Origin of the sequence: Streptomyces sp. TRM49041 (assembly GCF_008271805.1) — a bacterium.
Taxonomy (GTDB): domain Bacteria; phylum Actinomycetota; class Actinomycetes; order Streptomycetales; family Streptomycetaceae; genus Streptomyces.
Genome location: NZ_VSRY01000139.1, coordinates 1 through 15,571, shown reverse-complemented (window position 1 = coordinate 15,571; position 15,571 = coordinate 1). Strand labels below are relative to the sequence as shown.

The 15,571-nt window shown below is 70.0% G+C and carries 15 protein-coding genes and 3 pseudogenes; 8 read left to right on the top strand and 10 right to left on the bottom strand.

All coding sequences use genetic code 11. The features are described from left to right. Positions 1 to 41 precede the first annotated feature (41 nt). The 3 genes from FVS66_RS17530 (at position 42) to FVS66_RS17515 (ending at position 3,751) form a co-directional block, all read left to right on the top strand. Complete coding sequence (locus FVS66_RS17530) at positions 42 to 791, top strand: sigma-70 family RNA polymerase sigma factor (RefSeq protein WP_222946947.1); 750 nt, start codon at positions 42 to 44, stop codon at positions 789 to 791. Further along, on the top strand, positions 788 to 1,762 hold the full coding sequence (locus FVS66_RS17525; protein ID WP_187645565.1) for a CU044_5270 family protein: 975 nt from the start codon (positions 788 to 790) through the stop codon (positions 1,760 to 1,762). The genes FVS66_RS17530 and FVS66_RS17525 overlap by 4 nt, the downstream gene beginning before the upstream one ends. 1,620 nt (positions 1,763 to 3,382) lie before the next feature. Next, positions 3,383 to 3,751: a carboxymuconolactone decarboxylase family protein gene (locus FVS66_RS17515; protein ID WP_149182115.1), complete on the top strand. Its 369-nt coding sequence runs from the start codon at positions 3,383 to 3,385 to the stop codon at positions 3,749 to 3,751. A gap of 382 nt (positions 3,752 to 4,133) precedes the next feature. On the opposite strand, the gene FVS66_RS17510 is transcribed toward FVS66_RS17515, so the two are convergent. Together FVS66_RS17510 and FVS66_RS17505 are read right to left on the bottom strand one after the other, a co-directional pair. Then, the gene (locus FVS66_RS17510) at positions 4,134 to 4,805 is read right to left on the bottom strand and encodes a response regulator transcription factor (protein ID WP_149182114.1); all 672 of its coding nucleotides are present in this window, start codon (positions 4,803 to 4,805) and stop codon (positions 4,134 to 4,136) included. Beyond that, a pseudogene (locus FVS66_RS17505) lies at positions 4,802 to 5,091 on the bottom strand (ATP-binding protein); the annotation flags it as partial. The gene FVS66_RS17510 and the pseudogene FVS66_RS17505, both read right to left, overlap by 4 nt. A 2-nt stretch (positions 5,092 to 5,093) precedes the next feature. On the opposite strand from FVS66_RS17505, the pseudogene FVS66_RS17500 reads away from it, so the two are divergent. Both FVS66_RS17500 and FVS66_RS36055 read left to right on the top strand, forming a co-directional pair. Then, a pseudogene (locus FVS66_RS17500) lies at positions 5,094 to 5,483 on the top strand (transposase); the annotation flags it as partial. Between the two features lie 43 nt (positions 5,484 to 5,526). Next, a complete protein-coding gene (locus FVS66_RS36055) occupies positions 5,527 to 5,835 on the top strand; it encodes an immunity 53 family protein (RefSeq protein WP_262387049.1) in 309 nt (102 codons plus the stop codon). 27 nt (positions 5,836 to 5,862) lie between these two features. Here the strand turns inward: FVS66_RS36055 and FVS66_RS36050 are convergent. From FVS66_RS36050 to FVS66_RS17480, 4 genes and pseudogenes are all read right to left on the bottom strand, one after another. Further along, positions 5,863 to 6,297: pseudogene (locus FVS66_RS36050) on the bottom strand (acyltransferase family protein); the annotation flags it as partial. A 155-nt stretch (positions 6,298 to 6,452) separates the two neighbouring features. Then, positions 6,453 to 6,749 (bottom strand): alpha/beta hydrolase, encoded by a 297-nt coding sequence (locus FVS66_RS36595; RefSeq protein ID WP_316248193.1) that lies wholly within the window; start codon positions 6,747 to 6,749, stop codon positions 6,453 to 6,455. A gap of 365 nt (positions 6,750 to 7,114) precedes the next feature. Continuing rightward, positions 7,115 to 8,884, bottom strand: a complete 1,770-nt coding sequence (locus FVS66_RS17485) for an MOSC domain-containing protein (RefSeq protein WP_149182111.1) — start codon at positions 8,882 to 8,884, stop codon at positions 7,115 to 7,117. Continuing rightward, positions 8,884 to 9,960, bottom strand: a complete 1,077-nt coding sequence (locus FVS66_RS17480; RefSeq protein ID WP_222946946.1) for a diaminopropionate ammonia-lyase — start codon at positions 9,958 to 9,960, stop codon at positions 8,884 to 8,886. The genes FVS66_RS17485 and FVS66_RS17480 overlap by 1 nt, the downstream gene beginning before the upstream one ends. Positions 9,961 to 10,054: 94 nt before the next feature. On the opposite strand from FVS66_RS17480, the gene FVS66_RS17475 reads away from it, so the two are divergent. Next, the gene (locus FVS66_RS17475; RefSeq protein WP_149182110.1) at positions 10,055 to 10,534 is read left to right on the top strand and encodes an Lrp/AsnC family transcriptional regulator; all 480 of its coding nucleotides are present in this window, start codon (positions 10,055 to 10,057) and stop codon (positions 10,532 to 10,534) included. A 60-nt stretch (positions 10,535 to 10,594) separates the two neighbouring features. Here FVS66_RS17475 and FVS66_RS35505 read toward each other — a convergent pair whose 3' ends face one another. From FVS66_RS35505 to FVS66_RS17455, 4 genes are all read right to left on the bottom strand, one after another. Then, a complete protein-coding gene (locus FVS66_RS35505) occupies positions 10,595 to 10,861 on the bottom strand; it encodes a LysE family transporter (RefSeq protein ID WP_222946945.1) in 267 nt (88 codons plus the stop codon). Beyond that, positions 10,804 to 11,214 carry a LysE family transporter gene (locus FVS66_RS17470; RefSeq protein WP_222946944.1) on the bottom strand — a complete coding sequence of 137 codons (411 nt, stop codon included), beginning with the start codon at positions 11,212 to 11,214 and terminating at the stop codon, positions 10,804 to 10,806. Before FVS66_RS17470 ends, FVS66_RS35505 begins: the two co-directional genes overlap by 58 nt. A 37-nt stretch (positions 11,215 to 11,251) precedes the next feature. After that, a complete protein-coding gene (locus FVS66_RS17465) occupies positions 11,252 to 12,064 on the bottom strand; it encodes an AraC family transcriptional regulator (RefSeq protein ID WP_149182109.1) in 813 nt (270 codons plus the stop codon). Between the two features lie 588 nt (positions 12,065 to 12,652). Further along, a complete protein-coding gene (locus tag FVS66_RS17455) occupies positions 12,653 to 13,831 on the bottom strand; it encodes an alpha/beta hydrolase (protein WP_149182108.1) in 1,179 nt (392 codons plus the stop codon). Between the two features lie 197 nt (positions 13,832 to 14,028). Here FVS66_RS17455 and FVS66_RS17450 point away from each other — a divergent pair, with 197 nt between their 5' ends. Then, positions 14,029 to 14,643, top strand: coding sequence for a TetR/AcrR family transcriptional regulator (locus FVS66_RS17450; RefSeq protein ID WP_149182107.1), 615 nt, complete (start codon positions 14,029 to 14,031; stop codon positions 14,641 to 14,643). 217 nt (positions 14,644 to 14,860) lie between these two features. Next, positions 14,861 to 15,448 (top strand): GNAT family N-acetyltransferase, encoded by a 588-nt coding sequence (locus FVS66_RS17445; RefSeq protein ID WP_149182106.1) that lies wholly within the window; start codon positions 14,861 to 14,863, stop codon positions 15,446 to 15,448. Positions 15,449 to 15,571 lie beyond the last annotated feature (123 nt).

The window sequence follows — 15,571 nt, the reverse complement described above, 5'->3', positions numbered from 1 at the left end:
CCCGCGCAACGCGGGCGGCAGAGCAGAGTGTGGAAACATTCATGAGGAATCGCTTCCGCCGCGGCGACCCCGAGGCGCTGGCCGAACTCTACGACGAGCACGCCCAAGTGCTCCACCGGTACGCCCTGCGCGTGACGGGGAACTGGGCGGAGGCGGAGGACGTGGTCTCGACGACGTTCCTGGAGGCGTGGCGGGGCCGTGAGAAGCTGCGGCCGGAGGGGGACGGGCTGCGCCCGTGGCTCCTTGGCATCGCGACGAACGTCATGCGCCGCAACGCCCGTACGCGACGGCTCCGCGAACACGCCCTCGCCCGCCTGCCGGAGCGCGGCTCGGTCCCGGACTTCGCGGACGACCTGGTGGCGCAGCTGGCGGACGCAGAGGAACTGAGGGCCGCTCAGGTGGCGCTGTCCCACCTGAGACGCCGCGACCGCGAGGTCTTCACCCTGGTCGTCTGGGCGGGCCTCGACTACGCCGCCGCCGCAGAGGCCCTCGGCGTCCCTGTCGGCACCGTTCGCTCCCGCCTCTCCCGAGCCCGCACCCGCCTCCGCGAGCTGGCCGACAAGGAGGCGGCCAGGCCGCGGCCCGGCCGCGAACCCCACCGTCGGCCGCAACCGGCCGCCCCGCCGGACGCCCGCGCCGCCCGCCGTCCGAGAGCCGGCGGCGCAGCCGGCCGGGAGGCCGGAGCCGCCGTTCCGCCAGACGCCGGTGCCGACTCGCGTGCCGACGCCCAGCTCTCTGCCCGCTCAGCCGCCGCCCCCTCCCCCACTCACCCCCTGGAGAACCGCCGATGAACGCCGCCGTCCCCCGCCGTCCTGCCGATGAGGCCGAGCGGCGTGAGCTTGCTGCGTTGCTGCCACCGCCGCCCGTGCCCGATCTCCCGTGTGAGCGGGGGCGGTTGTTGAAGCAGGCCGTGTTGTGGCACGCACTGCGGGCCGGCCCTGCTCGACGGCCCCGGGGCCTCCGCCTTCGGGTCCTTGTGCCCCTCGTCGCCTGTGTTGTCACCGTTGCCGGGGTCGTGGTCGTCAGCGGCGAGCGGTCCGCCGACGGCGACCATCAGGCTGCCCCCACCGCGCAGTTGCTCGATCGGATCGCGCTGGCCGCCGGGGCGCGGACCCCGGCCGCCATTCGACCGGAGCAGTTCGTGTACGTCGAGAGCAAGGTCGCGTATGCGGGACAGAGCGCCGACGGGGGGCCGCTCGCGCTTTCGTCCGTGCGGACCCGCCAGGTCTGGCTCTCCGCCGACGGGAGTCGGGCCGGGCTCGTGCGTGAGGACGGCCGACCCGACTCGCAGGTTGTCGACGCGAGTTCCTCCGCGCCGTCCGTCTCCGACCCCTCCCACACCTTCGTCGCCTCCCTCCCCACCGACCCCGACGCCCTCCTCGCCCTCATCCGCGAGCAGACCCGCGGCCAGGGCCAGGACCCCGATCAGCGGGCCTTCGAGGCGATCGGGGAGCTGCTCGCAGAGACCGCCGCGCCGCCGCACGTGTCCGCCGCGCTCTACCGGGCCGCCGCCGAGATCCCCGGCGTGACTATGGCCGGCACCGCCAAGGACGCCGCCGGCCGCGCGGGCGTCACCATCGCCCGCACCACCCACGGTCGGCAGAAGCAGTGGATCTTCGACCGGACCACGTATGTGTTCCTCGGCGTGCGCACCGTCCTCGTCGACGACCGTGCCGGCCCAGCCGGAACGGTCGTCGGCACGTCCGCGATCCTCACCACGGCCGCCGCCGACCGCGCGGGCGAGGCCCCCGCGACCCGCTGAGCGGCTCCCCGAGGCCGCTTAGCTGGTGCGGCATCAGACACCTGATGCCGCACTAGCCTAGGGGCGGCGTCGAAGATGCCTTCGGGGCTGCTGAGACCGAGGGCTTCCCCGTCGGTCCCGTGCCGGTCGACGGGGGAGTGGGCGGCGCGGGTGCAGGTGTGTCGGGTGTTCGGGGCCAGCATGATGTAGCCGATGGCGATGGCCGCGGTGGTGGCGAGTGCGGCCGGCGGCAGGGCGAGGCGGCGCAGCGGCGACCGCAACAGGGAGTGATCGTTTGCATACGGGCTTCGAAGGCGCGCCGCACACGCGCCTCGACAAGGTGTTCGGGGCCGGTCGGGTGCCGCTTGTTCACGGGCTCCTCGACCGCCGCGTCGAGGGGCACGAGCCCGAAGTCAGTGCGGCAGTGGCGGCAGGCCTAGTGCATGATGCCTGGACCGCCGCCGACCTCCGTGACAACGTGGTGCCACGAGCACCAGCGCTGGTCCTCCACGCTCACCTCCCGGCCAGGTGGCCATCGGCGGGCGTGCGGGGCGTCCATGGCTGCGGCAAAGTCTCGTGATCTTGGATTGTTGCTGGTCAGGTGAGGTCCAGGAGGTCGAGCGGGCGGCGGAAGATTCGTAGGACATCTCGGGGAGGCCGACGGCGATGTTCGCGTGGCCCGCTGTTTCCTCGACGGGGAAGTGGGCGTGTGCGCGCTGCGTGTGCAGGGCGTCGGCGGTCACCGTCACGCCGGTCAAGGTCGTAGGGCTCCAACAGGGCGGCGAAGCAGGTGATTTCATTGGTCTGTCCGGCACCCGCAGTCGGGTGACGGCCGTCCCGGCATCGGTCATCGCGGCCAGCAGATGTGCGGCCGAGCTGTCGCCGCTGCGCGAGCCGCGGGCGCTCTTGCCGTCCACGGCCAGGGTGTAGGACCCGGTTGGGCCGGCGCCGAGCAGGTCGGTCAGTCCGCGGGGAAGGTGGCGTTTCCGGGCTCGGCGCGACGCGGAAGGCGAACACGCTGGTGGTGCGGGCACCGGGCCGGGCGAGAGCCTCCTGCGGAGCGTTCATGGCCCGCTGGCCGATCGCGGCGAACGAGCGGGCCCGGCCGAGCACGCGATCAGCAGCACGCCCGCAAACGGGTGACGCTTCCCGTGCCGTGCCGTGCCGCGGATCAGCCAGTATGGCCAGCCGCTGCGGCAGTCCCGGCAGCGCGCGGTACTGATACGAGGGCGACTTGACTGCGCCGTGTTCTCAGGAGCAGAAGGGCTCACCATCATCGGCCAGGTCAAGGACGCGCAAGGTCGGCCGGGCGCAGTCGCCCTGGAGACAACCATCGGAATGGACGGCGGTCAGGTCGAGGACCGGCTGGTCTTCGACGAGTCCACGTCTGGGGGCTGGCCGACGAGAGCGTGGTGGGGAAGGAGACCGCAAAGTCGTCCAAGGCCTTCAAGCCAGGTACGATCACGGATTCCGTGATTGTCGTAGAAACGGTCTCGACGGACCAGGGCCCCAAGAAGCGGCCCGCTGAAGAGATCAAGCTCAAGGGCTGCCCAAGCACGGGACAGCGCAGAAATATCCAGGGCCGTGCGCCGCCGACCCTGTCAGCGGAGCAGGGCCATCACGTGTTGTGGAGTGACTTCGATGACCAATACGCCTTCCCCGGAAGCTTTCCGCGCGGCCAAGGCCGAGGGCAACGAGCGGCTGCGCCAGAGCGGTTCGCTCTTCGAACCCTTCTTCGCGCTGGATTCATCGGCGTACGAGCCCGGTGCGCTTCCTGTATCGGTGAAGGAACTGCTCGGCCTCGTGGTATCCGTTATGAAGGACTGCGAAGAGTGCGTCTACTACCACCTTCAGCGGTGCGACGAAGAGGGTGTTGCTCGCGACCAAGTGCTCGAAGCGCTGCAAATTGCGCTCGTGGGTGCCGGGTCGGTCACCGTTCCGCTCCTTCGCCGGGCCGTCACCTTCATGGAGAAGCTTCCGAACCTCGGCGCAACGGAGCATCAGGCATAGCACAGCCCTGAACTCACGCTGCCAAAGCAGCGGCTCGAAACAAGAGATCGAGCACGCCCGGACGCCACCGCGCTGCGCGCCCGGCAGCGAGCCGACATCGCCGAACGGCGCGCCACGCCGGACGGGGAGCGCTGTGGGGCGCGGGGGACGACGCTCGGCATCGCGCTGGCGTCCTCGCGGCAGAGCCTGGCGACACACGCGCACCGCGCATGACCATCGGCCCACCGAACAGCCGGAACTGGGGAACAAGTCGTCCGGGCAGCAGGCGCCATTCCGCTACAGTTGCGGCGTAACGCATCCCTTGGCGGCCTCCGCGGGTGATGCGGGCGGCTGCGTGCAGCAGCCGATAGCGGCAGTTTGGGGTCCTCTCCGGAAGGGGAGTTCAGTATCCGGCCGGGCGCACCAGTCCCGTTTCGTACGCGAAGACCGCTGCCTGGGTCCGGTCGCGCAGGCCCAGCTTGACCAGGATCCGGCTCACATGGGTCTTCACGGTCTGCTCCGCCACTACCAGACGCTCGGCGATCTCCCCGTTGGACAGGCCGTTCGCGATCAGGGACAGGACCTCGGTCTCACGTTCCGTCAGGCCGCCGACGCGGTCCTTGAGCGGAGCGCGCGGCGTGGCGGTCACCGGGGAGAACTCGGCGATGAGGCGCTTGGTGATGTTCGGGGCGAGCAGGGCGTCGCCGGCCGCCACCACCCGTACCGCATGGGAGAGTTCATCGGCCGCCGCGTCCTTGAGGAGAAACCCGGACGCGCCCGCGCGGAGCGCCTTGTACACGTACTCGTCCAGGCCGAAGGTGGTCAGAACGAGGACCTTGACGGTGGTGCCGGCGGGTTTGGTGATGCGACGGGTCGCCTCGATGCCGCCAAAACCTGGCATTCTGATGTCCATCAATACGGCATCAGGGACAAGTTCGGCGACTTTGGCGACAGCGTCGAGGCCATCCACGGCCTGGCCGGCGACCTCGATGCCGGGTTCGGCGTTGAGCAGCACGGTGAAGCCTTGGCGGACCATCATCTGGTCGTCGGCAATCAGTACACGGATGGTCGTCATGGGCTGTCCTCAACAGAGTCGGCAGGCAGCTTCGGGGCGTTGGCGGGCAGGGTCGCGGTCACCTCGTAGCCGCCGTCCGGGGTAGGGCCGACGGCCAGATCGCCGCCCAGCATGGTGGCGCGTTCGCGCATGCCCAGCAGCCCGTGTCCGGCACCCTGCGAGGGAGGGCCGAGCTTGTCCGGTGCGGTGTTGGCGACGCGGATAGTGAGACTGTCCGGCTGGTACCCGATCTCCACCCGCACGCCGCTCCGGGCGCGTGCCGCATCGCGTTGCTGAGCGCCTCCCGTGAACACGCTGGCTGCGCTCAAATCGATCCGCGCCGCCCGCCCGGACGGTGCCCCGATCTACGTGATCATGGACAACCTGTCTGCTCACAAGGGCGCCGACATCCGTCGCTGGGCGAAGAAGAACAAGGTCGAGCTGTGTTTCACCCCGACTTACGCCTCTTGGGCCAACCCCATCGAGGCGCACTTCGGACCGCTGAGGCAGTTCACCATCGCCAACTCCAACCACCCCAACCACACCGTGCAGACCCGGGCCCTGCACGCCTACCTGCGCTGGCGCAACGCCAACGCCCGCCACCGCGACGTCCTGGCCGCCGAGCGCAAGGAACGCGCCCGCATCCGCAGCGAGAAGGGCATCCGCTGGGGCGGACGCCCCCTCGCCACCGCGGCCTGAACAACCCGGCGAACCTATGGTCAGAGCACTAGCATCCCCTGTCGTGAGTGATTCGGAGGATGTTCTTGACTGGCTGCAGCACTGGTACGCCGCGCAGTGCAACGAGGAGTGGGAGCACGAGTGGGGCGTGAAGATCGCCACGCTCGACAACCCCGGCTGGACCGTCACCATCGACCTGGAGGAAACGGACCTGGAGCAACATGAGTACCCCCGCCAGGACGTCAACCGCAGCCCTCACGACTGGGTCTGGGCGTGGACTTCCGAGAAGACCTTTCACGCCAGATGCGGCCCCGGCAACCTCACCGAAGCCCTCGCCTTGTTCCGCTCCTGGGCGACCGCGAACACTCCCTGAGCAATCGCACAGCGGCGGGCCACCAACCATCGGGGACAGCACCAGCTTGACCAGCGTCTGTACGGTGTCCAGGCCGACCCCGGAGGCAAGCATCGCGCCCGACGCCACGGTCCACACCACCAGCACGGCTATGACCGGCCTGAACAGCCGGTCCAGCCTGGCGCCCAGCCACTGCCGGTACGTCGTGCCTCGGGCGCGAGCGGACTCGTAACTCTGCGTCCCGACCCGTCCGCCCACCAGATAGAACACCGCCAAGGTTTGGAGAACCCAGGAAACCGGGGCGAGTCGAGGCATGTGCTGAAGCGGGCTGGTGCCGCGCACCGTGCCGCTGTCGGTTGCCAGGGAGGTCACCAGCCAGTGGCCGAGCACCACACCAAGAATGGCCAGGGCGCGCAGCGCGTCGACGGCACGGTCGCGGTCGGGCGGAGTTTCGGAATTGATCCGACGGATGAGGTCACGCACGACGACCCTCCTCGGAAGGGATCTGCCCGGAGACAATCCGAGCGATGTTCCGAAGGGGTACGGAACCGGGCTTCAGGTAGTCGCTGTGACCGCCATCGCCGGCGGTGAAGAGCCGGGCGCCGAAGGCGGGCGAGACCGGACCGGCCGCCCAACTCCTACTGGAGCACCATCGCACCGGCCTGGAAGCGTTCGTAGGTGTTAAGGCTGGTGTCCGAGCCCGGGACCAGAACCGCGATCCGCTCGGCCCGGGAGAGGTCGCCGAAGACCTCGGCAGTGCGCCCGCCGTATCGGCCGTCGAAGGAGAGGAACTGGCGCGCCGGGTCCACCATCGCGCGCAGTGTGGCGGCCCGCCTCTTGTCTCCGCAGTTCGCGGCCATCCGCTCAGCCGCCCTGATACCTTCGCGGTTGGCAGCGTACCGCTCGGCGAGAGCGGCGGGGGGCGCGGCCCGCATCGGGCCGAGGGCGGCCGGCGCCGGCGCCGGGACAGCCGCAGGACGAGCCGCACACGACAATGGCACGGCCACCGAAGCGGTCACCAGCACTGCGAGCAGGGCGCGGCACAGGCGGCTCCCTCGCGGGTGTAACGGCATGGCGGATCTCCTCTGGTACCAGACTTCTGTCGTGCTTTGCGGTACCGAAGCTATGGATCACGCGTCATGACCGACGTCCCGCCTGGGAGCTCACTTTCCATGTAGCCCTGAAGTACTACGGGTAGGGGACGGGGGCCCACGCTGAGCGCACACTGCCGGGCGCGCGGGACGCTCGATACCCTGAAGCGGGTCCTGGCAGTGACCGATGAACTGGGTAACCGGCCCATTCAGCACTGGATGGTCAGGTCGCTGGTGGGGACAGCGCTGCACAGCAGGACCGAGTCCGCGGGGATGGACGCGAGCGGCTGCGACAGATAGGCGGCGGTCCCGGCGGACACGGTCTGCAAGCAGGAACGGCAGGCGCCGCTCCGGCAGGCGGCTCGTGGCTGGAGTCCTTGGGCCTCAGCCAGGTCGAGCAGGCTTCCGGCGTCCGGGTCCCAGCGGGCCCGGACGCCGCTGGCGGCGAAGTGGACGGTGAAGGGGCCGGGTGCGGGTGGTTTCACGGCATTCGCGTGGGCCGCGTCGGGTGACGTGAACAGCTCGTAGTGGATCAGGCCGGGGTCGGCTCCGGCTGCGATCAGTGCCGACTTGGCCTGGCGCATGAAGGCGGGGGGACCGCACAGGTGGGCCGCGGCGAGCTGAGCCGCGTCGGTGAGGACACCGAGGTCGACCCTGCCTTCGGTGGCGTCGTACGCCGCGATGTCACCGGGTTCGGGTCGGCTGAGGAACAGCCGCGCCTCACCGTTCGGCAGTCGCTGCACCAGTTCCTCGGCTTCCGGCCACAGCGCCAGGGCGCGTCCGTCACGGGCGCCGTGGAGGAGCGTGACGCGGCGGGTGGAACCGCGGTCGGCGCAGGCTCTGAGCATCGCGATCATCGGCGTGATCCCGATGCCTGCGCTGGCCATCAGCAGGGGGCCGTCGTCGGCTTCCGGCAGGGTCATGTGGCCGAAGGGTCCGCTGATGAGCACGGGATCAGCGGTGGAATGGAGCAGGGCTGACATACGGCCGTCCCGTTTGACGCTGATGCGCAGGAGGTCGCCATCGGTCGCGGACACGGTGTAGGAGCGCCACAGCGGCCCGTCATCGTCCCGGCCGTGCACGCGCACGTGCTGGCCGGGCAGCGATGCTTCGCGCCGGCCCGCCAGCGGGTCGGACAGCCACAGGCTCACCACGTCGCGGCTCTCGCGCGAGCGGGAGACGATCCGTGCCGGTCGGGGCCACTGCGCAGGGCCGCCCTGCGTCGCATCCACCGCGGCGGCTGCGGCGTTCCGTCCGAGGTCGACGACGGGGGCTCCCGGGGCCAGCGGCCCCCCTTTGGCCACCTTGGCGTAGACACCGCAGAAGATGTGCCCGAACTCCCGTCCGAGCAGCAGCGGTACGTTCATGTCCGCGCCGGCGGTCACGGGGTTGATCGAGGTCGCCCGGCACCTGTCGATGGGCCGCAGCACGTCGAGCTCCGCCTCACCGATCCTGATCCGGTGCCCGACCAGGCCGAGTTCCTCCCACGCGGGCATCTCCTGAAGGTAGAGGTTGCCGCGGAAACGCAAGGGGTCGAGTGACTGCCCTGCCGCGTCCGACAGAGCATGGACCGTCTCCAGGTTGATCAGCGAGACGTGGGCGTCCTCGTGGTCCCAGTAACCGGCGTCCGCCCTGACCAGCCGGGTGGACGAGGAAGGGAACCACCCGGCGAGCACTTCACCAGCGGCCGCCGGATTGTCGAGGGCGATCGTGAGTTCTTCCCCGTCGGGTGAGACCAGAGTCAGGTCCCGTTCGTCGGCGGCCAGGCGGAACAGCGGAAGATCGGGGTTGGTCGTCAGCCGGACGAACGCCTCGCAGCGGGTCCAGCCGCCTTCTGGGTCCACGGGGACGCGCCCGTCCGCAAGGGCGAGAGACCTGTCGCCGGGCAGGCCACCGCCGACCCGGAGCGCCGTCCGGTCCAGTTCCTGGCCGGCGAAGCCCTTCAGCGGATAACGCACCAGCCGTGCAAGTCGGGGCATCACAACTCCCCTTCGGTGCCGATGACGAGGACGCGGGCGTCTGCTCCCAGGCCCAGCGCGGTGCGCACAGCGGGTTCCAGCGCCAGCAGGCCCGCTGCTCCGCCCGCGCCGCAGGCGGAGACCCGGACGCCCTCGGCGGCCAGGAGCCGCGCGGCGGCCTCGGCCTCCTCGTCGGTGACGGTAACGAAGGCATCCGCCAGGCGGGACAGCAGCTGCCAGGCAAGCAGGGAGGGCTCGCGGCAGTCCAGACGTCCGAGCACGGTCGGTCCGCCCTCGACCCGCACCGGCCGTCCTTCACGCGCGCTCACCAGCAGGCACGGGGCGGCCTGCGGTTCGACGACCACGATCCGCGGCCGCTCGCCCCAGCGATCGCGAGCATAGGCGGCGGCCGCACCGGCCAGTCCGCCCACTCCCGCCTGGACGAATATGTGCGTGGGACGGTCTTCGATCTCCTCGAACAGCACGGTGTAGCCGCGCATGACATTCAGCGGAACGACGGTGTACCCCTCCCAGGAGCTGTCGGAGACCAGACGCCAGCCGTGTCTCTCGGTGGCCTCCCGGGCCGCGGCCATGCTCTGCTCGTAGTCGCGTCCACTGCGCTGTACCTCTGCTCCGAGCGAACGCAGGCCGCGGGCGAACTGCTCGGGGACGCCTTCGCTGAGGAACACGACGACGGTCCCGCCGAGTTGGCGCACTGCCGTCGTCACCGACAGGCCGTGGTTGCCGGCGCTCGCGCAGATGAACGGAGTGCGTGCGGCGACTGCACGCAACTCCTCCTCGGTGGCGTGCGGGCCGTGGCGTTCCTGGGCCTCGGCACGCACCAGCCGGGCGACCGCGTACATACCGCCCAGAGCCTTGAAGCTACTCAGACCCATGCGCGCGCTCTCGTCCTTGAGCCGGATCGAGGCGACGCCCGCCGTACCGGCCAGAGCGGGCAACGAGCGCAGCGGGGTGGGACGGTACGACGGATGACGGTGGAAGTAGGCGCGAGCAGACGCAGCGTGGTCGAGGCCGACCAGCTCGCGTTCCGTCGGGGAGTAGATGTCTCGGGCCGTGTTCAGCCAACTTCTCATCATGGTGAGAAACACTAGAAGGGCCAGGCGCGGCCGGACCGCGCCTGATCGATAGATTCTGCGGCCGAGCTGCGTGGTCCGGCCCTATCCTGCGGTCATGCGCACACCCAGTCTTGATCAGCTCGACTACTCCATACTCCGGCGCCTCCAACGGGACGCCCGCACGATCGCCGAGTCGATCGCCGCCGAAGTGGGCATGTCCACCGCCGCGGTTCAGCGGCGCATCAAGCGGCTCCGTGAGACCGGCGTGATCAGGCGCGAGGTAGCGGTGCTGAATCCCAAGGCGCTCGGCCTGGCGATGACGTTCATCGTCGAGGTGGAGATGGAGCGCGAGCGGTCGGACGTACACGACGCCTTCCGCTACCAGATGGACGCCGACGAGAACGTCCAGCAGTGCTACTACGTGACGGGAGCGTACGATTTCATACTGATCGTGACGGCCCGGGACATGGAGGACTTCGAGGAGTTCACCCAGCGGACCTTCTTCGACAACCCCAATGTACGGCGGTTCTCCACCAGCATCGTCATGCGCCCGATCAAGGTGGGGCTGACGTTGCCGCTCTCCGCGCAGGCGTAGCGGAGGCCACCCGTGGCTGGTACCCCTCCCGAGTCGTCAAACCCGATGGCCGGTATGTCGTCACATGAGTCGGCTCAGCTGGAGAATCGCGAAGACGAGTAGCGAGACACCGCAGCACGCCTCGAGCACACGCACGGCCAGTGGCGGCAGCGCCCTGCGCAGCACCACGATGAGCCCCGCCGCGATCAGGCACCACAGCACTGAGGAGGCCATGAACCCGGCAAAGAAGACGCCCAGCTCCGCCACGTCGGTCTGGCCCAGCACGGCACTCACCCCGCCGGCCGCGCCCGACCAGTAGATGATGTTCCATGGGTTTGCCAGCGACATGCCCGCCCCACGGCCATGGCCTTGCGGTCCTGCTTGCCGTACGGCTCCGCCAGCGGATCGGGCCCTTTCCGCGCGAGCGCGTCGCGTAGGCCCGACACTCCCAGCCAGGCCAGCAGCAAGCACCCGGCCACGGTGAGCGGCACGCGCAGGGCCGGCACCGCGAACAGCGTCCCCACGCCCGCCAGGCCGAGCACCGCCCAGACGGCGTCGCCCATCAGCGAGCCGGCCTGGACCGCGAAGGCAGGGCCGAACCCGCCCCGGATCCCGCGCCGCAGAGACTCGCTGAACACCGCGCCCGGCGCCGCGTTGAACACCAGCCCCAACCACAGAGCCACCATGAAGATCTCGGTCATGCCGACCACTGTGGCGGGGGCGGTCTGTGCGGTCTTGTCAGATGTTGACCTGGCACAGCCGACGGTACCGGCCCGGTGTGATGGCGTAGGCCGCAGCGAAGTGGCGGTGGAAATGCGCCTGATCGGCGAAGCCGAGCACGTGCGCGACATCGGCGACGGGCTCACCCTTGCGCAGCCGGCGCCGCGCCTCGGCCAGCCGGGCCGACAGGTGCCAGGCGTAGGGCGGGGTGCCGGTGGCGCGTGTGAACGTCCGGATCAGATGCTCCCGCGACATCCCAGCCTGATCGGCCAGCTCGGCCAGCGGGGGCGTGCCGGACAGGTCGGCGCGGAGCCGGTCGAGCACCGCGGCGATTCGGGCGTCAGCCGGCTCTGGAGCACGCATGCGCCGCCCTGCAGCCAGGTCGAGCAGCCGCGACAACACGAGCACCAGCCGCTCCTGGACCAGGACGGCGGATTCAGCCGGCGGAAGGTGCCCGTCCGGCGCTGGCTCGCGCAAGGCTCTGGCGGCGGCGAGGAAGTCACCACGTAGGTGCGGAGAGCGGACGACGGGCCGTTCGAAGTCGACCGGGGCCCCGCCCGTCAACGATTCCACCGTCGTTGACGGGACATACCAGCTCACGGCCGCGAAGGACGCGTCGGGCGGGACCTGGGTGGTGCACGACTGCACCTGGCCGGGGTTATAGGCGGTGACCTCGTCCAGGCTCACGTCGAACGAAGTGTGATCCAGCCGGACCCGCTCCAGGCCGCAGAGGTTGACGCTGATCACGTACTCGTCGTGACTGTGCCGTGGGAACCCGCCCGACGGAGGACGCACTACCGTCAGCTGACCTCCGCCCTCCACGACTTGCATCCGTAGAGGCTACGGCAGGCCGCGGGCGTGGCCGGACAGGGGCAGGAACCCTGTTCAATCATGCGAGCTCGCTGCGGTACGACAACCGCTTCTCATGTCACGGCGGAGGAGAGGACCAACCGTGGAGGCTGAAGGGCCGCGGCTGGCGGGCCGATGTGCCGCGCTAGCCTGGACCGGCACCGGCCTGGTAGCGGCCACCGTGCTGCGGGCTGCGGCCGCCTTGGTGCCGGTCGGGCGGGCGTAAGCGGAACCTGGTGGCGGACTGCCTCGGCCTGGTCCTGCCCTTCGCAGTGACCGCGGCGAGCGTGCAGGACCGGGACGCTCGGTTGCCTGGTTGAGGGGGTGGCCGGGGAACTGCCATGCCCGCAGCCCGCTCAGGTGCCACCGACCCCACCACCGCACTCGGCGTGCCGACTTCACGACCGACCACGAAAGGCGGCTCGGCCGGGACGTCGGCCACCGTCTCAGGGGCTTGGGCCAGACGTTGGAGCGTGGGCTCCGCTGTGGCGAGCGCGGTCTGCATCTGGCCTGAGCGCGTGAGTGTCCGGCCGGGCGAGCTGCTGGGTGGGGGGCAGAGGTGCCGGAGATTCAGGTGGTGGCAAGGTGCTCGTCCAGGAACCGGAGAATCTCCTGGCGGGCGATCTGGCTGGCGAAGCCACCCCAGTTCATATCGAACATGTGCTCCGTGAGAGGAAGCTCGATCAGGCGGTGCGGCACGGACGCCGCGCGCAGGCGCTCGGCGTAGCGCCGGTGGTCCTCCCCCGTGACGAAGAGGTCCCAGCCACCCTGGATCAGCAGGGTGGGTGCCATTTCCTCGCGGACGTAGGTAATGGGGGAGGCAGCGCGGTGCAGCTCGGGCTTCTCGTCGGGGGAACCGCCCATCGTCTCCTCGAACAGCTCCTGCAACTCGGCGCCGATGGGGGAGTGCCGCTGCCGCCACGGCAGCTCCGCGGCTTCGTTCGTCACGTCGGTCAGTGCGTACCAGGCGATCAGGGCGTCCGGTGAAGGCTGCGGCCCGGGGCATGACGGAGTGACCTCCCGCGATGTCGTGGTGCCGGCGAGCAGGGTGGTCAGCCCGCCTGCGGACTGCCCCATGACGGCGATCCGGCTGGGATCGGCGCCGAACTCCGGGGCGTGCTCGGCGATCCAGCCGATCGCACACTTGACGTCCGCGGCCGGGCCCTGCCACTGGCCGGCAGGGAAGTCGAACCGGTAGTCGACGTCGAAGACCACATAGCCCTGGTCGGCGAGCCAGGTGTCCCAGCGCGGGAACATGCTCTGGTCGAAGTCCTGGGAGCCGCCGTGCACGTTGACCACGATGGGCAGGCGCGTCGAGTCAGCGCGCTCAGCCGGCTCCCAGACATCCAGTCGAAGGTCCTCGCCGCCGATGCGGGCGTAGGTGCGGGTCACCGGCTCGCGGTCGGCACTGAAGGACAGCCCGGCGAAGTAACCGCCGAGCGACAGGTCGGCTCCATGGTCCCGGGCCGCGGACCACAGGGCAGCGGGCGGCAGGAGCGCGCCGCACAGCGCCAGCGCGTTGACCCACGCGGCCGAAGTGGCCAGGCCCCGCGCCCAGGAGCGCGGACGACGTGCGCGTGCGGTCAGGGCGAGCCCCAGCCCCAGCACAGCGAGCAGCGCGAACACCAGACTGAACTCCAGCACGAGGAGCCCCAGTTGCCATGCAAGCCAGGACGGAGGCGGCAGCAGGACCACTGCCGCGCCCAGAACGGCCAGGAGCGCGAGGATCACGGCGGCGGCGAGAGCCATGCCCCTCAGGGCCGCGCGCCATCGCGGGGGACGGCCGGGCCGGCTGCTGTCGCCGACCGGTGCCCCGTCACGAGCCGCGGCAGGGCGGGACTCCGGCGGTGTCAGTGGCTCCAGAGTCGGTGATGTCATGAGCCCCTCCGAGAATACGTGTGTATCGATACGATCGTACTCTAATGGAGGTGCGGCAGAATGCGCACATGCCCAGGTCAGTGGACAAGGACGCGCGACGCCGCGCCGTAGCGAACGCCCTGTTCCGCATCGTCGCGCGGGAGGGACTGAGCGCCGTGAGCATGCGCACCGTCGCGCACGAGGCGGGCCTGTCGCTCGGCGCCGTTCAGCGCTACTTCCGTAGCAAGGAGGAGATGCTCCGGTTCGCCCTCGACCAGGCCGTCGCCAAGGCTCGGGAGAGGATGAGCCAGATCGCCGTCGGCCCGGACCGGCTGTCCTTCGCCGAGGGACTGCGCCAGGCGCTCCTCACGTTCCTTCCGGAGGACGAGCGGCGACTCGCCGAGGCTCGCATCTGGGTCGCCTTCTACGCCGAAGCCACCGTCCACCCGGCATTCGCCCAAGCGCTGCACGAACTGGACACCGAAGCCCGGGACAACCTGCGCCGACTCCTGGCCTACGCCCGCTCAACCGGCGAACTCGCCCCTGACCAGGACCCCCACGCCGCAGCCGAACTGCTCCTCGCCCTCTTCGACGGCCTGCTGTGGATGGCTGTCCGCCAGCCTCCCGGGACCCCGCCGGAACCGCAGCACGCCGCGCGCGCCGCCATCGAAGCCGCCGTCACCGCCCTCACCGCCCGAGGTTGAGGCTCTGGACACGGTGGCCCGATCCTGCTGCCACACCTCCGGGAAACAGCCCTCCCGGGCCGGGCGAACCGGCCGTGTGCGGTCAGCCCGACGGGCCACAGACCGGAGGCAGTCGGTGCCAGGCGCACCCCGTCGATGAGGGCCACGCTGCTCCCTCTGGGGCGCCGACTGCTGGAAACCGTGTGACAGACGATGCCTGCCGAGGAAGACTCGCGTCATGCGAGATCGTGTGGATGCTTCCGGTGGCCTGGTGCTGCGGCGGTGGAAGGCCGGGGACGTCTCAGCGGTGATGACCGCGTTCGCGGATCCACTCATGCGTGGGCAGTCCAGCGAGCCGGTTGATTCCGTCCAGGCGGCCGAGCGGTGGATAGCGGCTTGTGGTGACCAGTGGGATGCGGGCCTTGCGTATTCCTTCGCCGTGATCGACGAGGGCGGCCTCGTTGTGGGCCAGGTGCGTGTCGGCCCGGTGGATCGGCGTCATTCAACCGGATGGGTGTCCTACTGGACGACCGCGTCGGCTCGTGGCCGGGGCGTGGCTTGCCGTGCCTGCCGCGCAGTGGCCCGCTGGGCTTTCGACGATGCGGAGCTCTTCCGATTGGAGCTTGGGCACCGGGTGAACAATCCTGCCTCATGCCGAGTGGCTCGTGCTGCGGGCTTCGCGGTGGAGGGACGGCAGAGGCAGAAGCTCGAGTACGACGGCGTTCGCTACGACGTCGAACTCCATGCCCGTCTGGTGATGGACCAGATCCCCTCCCCGGAACCATCAACCAGACGATCATCCCGCAGCCCCCGACCACGAACCTGACAACGCCGCTACGCGCCCTGGGGGTCGCGGACAGCCGCCCCGCCTGAGGGGCCACGAAGTTTCCGGACAGGGACCCAATAGGGTTGTCCTGAACAGGAAACGAGGAAGAAGTGGCATCACTCA

Coding starts and splice junctions, on each gene's coding strand:
- FVS66_RS17525 (WP_187645565.1), top strand. CDS start 788: ATGAACGCCGCCGTCCCCCGCCGTCCTGCCGATGAGGCCGAGCGGCGT.
- FVS66_RS35505 (WP_222946945.1), bottom strand. CDS start 10,861: ATGTCGCTGGCAAACCCATGGAACATCATCTACTGGTCGGGCGCGGCC.
- FVS66_RS17510 (WP_149182114.1), bottom strand. CDS start 4,805: ATGACGACCATCCGTGTACTGATTGCCGACGACCAGATGATGGTCCGC.
- FVS66_RS17470 (WP_222946944.1), bottom strand. CDS start 11,214: ATGACCGAGATCTTCATGGTGGCTCTGTGGTTGGGGCTGGTGTTCAAC.
- FVS66_RS36595 (WP_316248193.1), bottom strand. CDS start 6,749: ATGCGGGCCGCGCCCCCCGCCGCTCTCGCCGAGCGGTACGCTGCCAAC.
- FVS66_RS17515 (WP_149182115.1), top strand. CDS start 3,383: ATGACCAATACGCCTTCCCCGGAAGCTTTCCGCGCGGCCAAGGCCGAG.
- FVS66_RS17455 (WP_149182108.1), bottom strand. CDS start 13,831: ATGGCTCTCGCCGCCGCCGTGATCCTCGCGCTCCTGGCCGTTCTGGGC.
- FVS66_RS17450 (WP_149182107.1), top strand. CDS start 14,029: ATGCCCAGGTCAGTGGACAAGGACGCGCGACGCCGCGCCGTAGCGAAC.
- FVS66_RS17465 (WP_149182109.1), bottom strand. CDS start 12,064: ATGCAAGTCGTGGAGGGCGGAGGTCAGCTGACGGTAGTGCGTCCTCCG.
- FVS66_RS17445 (WP_149182106.1), top strand. CDS start 14,861: ATGCGAGATCGTGTGGATGCTTCCGGTGGCCTGGTGCTGCGGCGGTGG.
- FVS66_RS17475 (WP_149182110.1), top strand. CDS start 10,055: ATGCGCACACCCAGTCTTGATCAGCTCGACTACTCCATACTCCGGCGC.
- FVS66_RS17530 (WP_222946947.1), top strand. CDS start 42: ATGAGGAATCGCTTCCGCCGCGGCGACCCCGAGGCGCTGGCCGAACTC.
- FVS66_RS17480 (WP_222946946.1), bottom strand. CDS start 9,960: ATGATGAGAAGTTGGCTGAACACGGCCCGAGACATCTACTCCCCGACG.
- FVS66_RS17485 (WP_149182111.1), bottom strand. CDS start 8,884: ATGCCCCGACTTGCACGGCTGGTGCGTTATCCGCTGAAGGGCTTCGCC.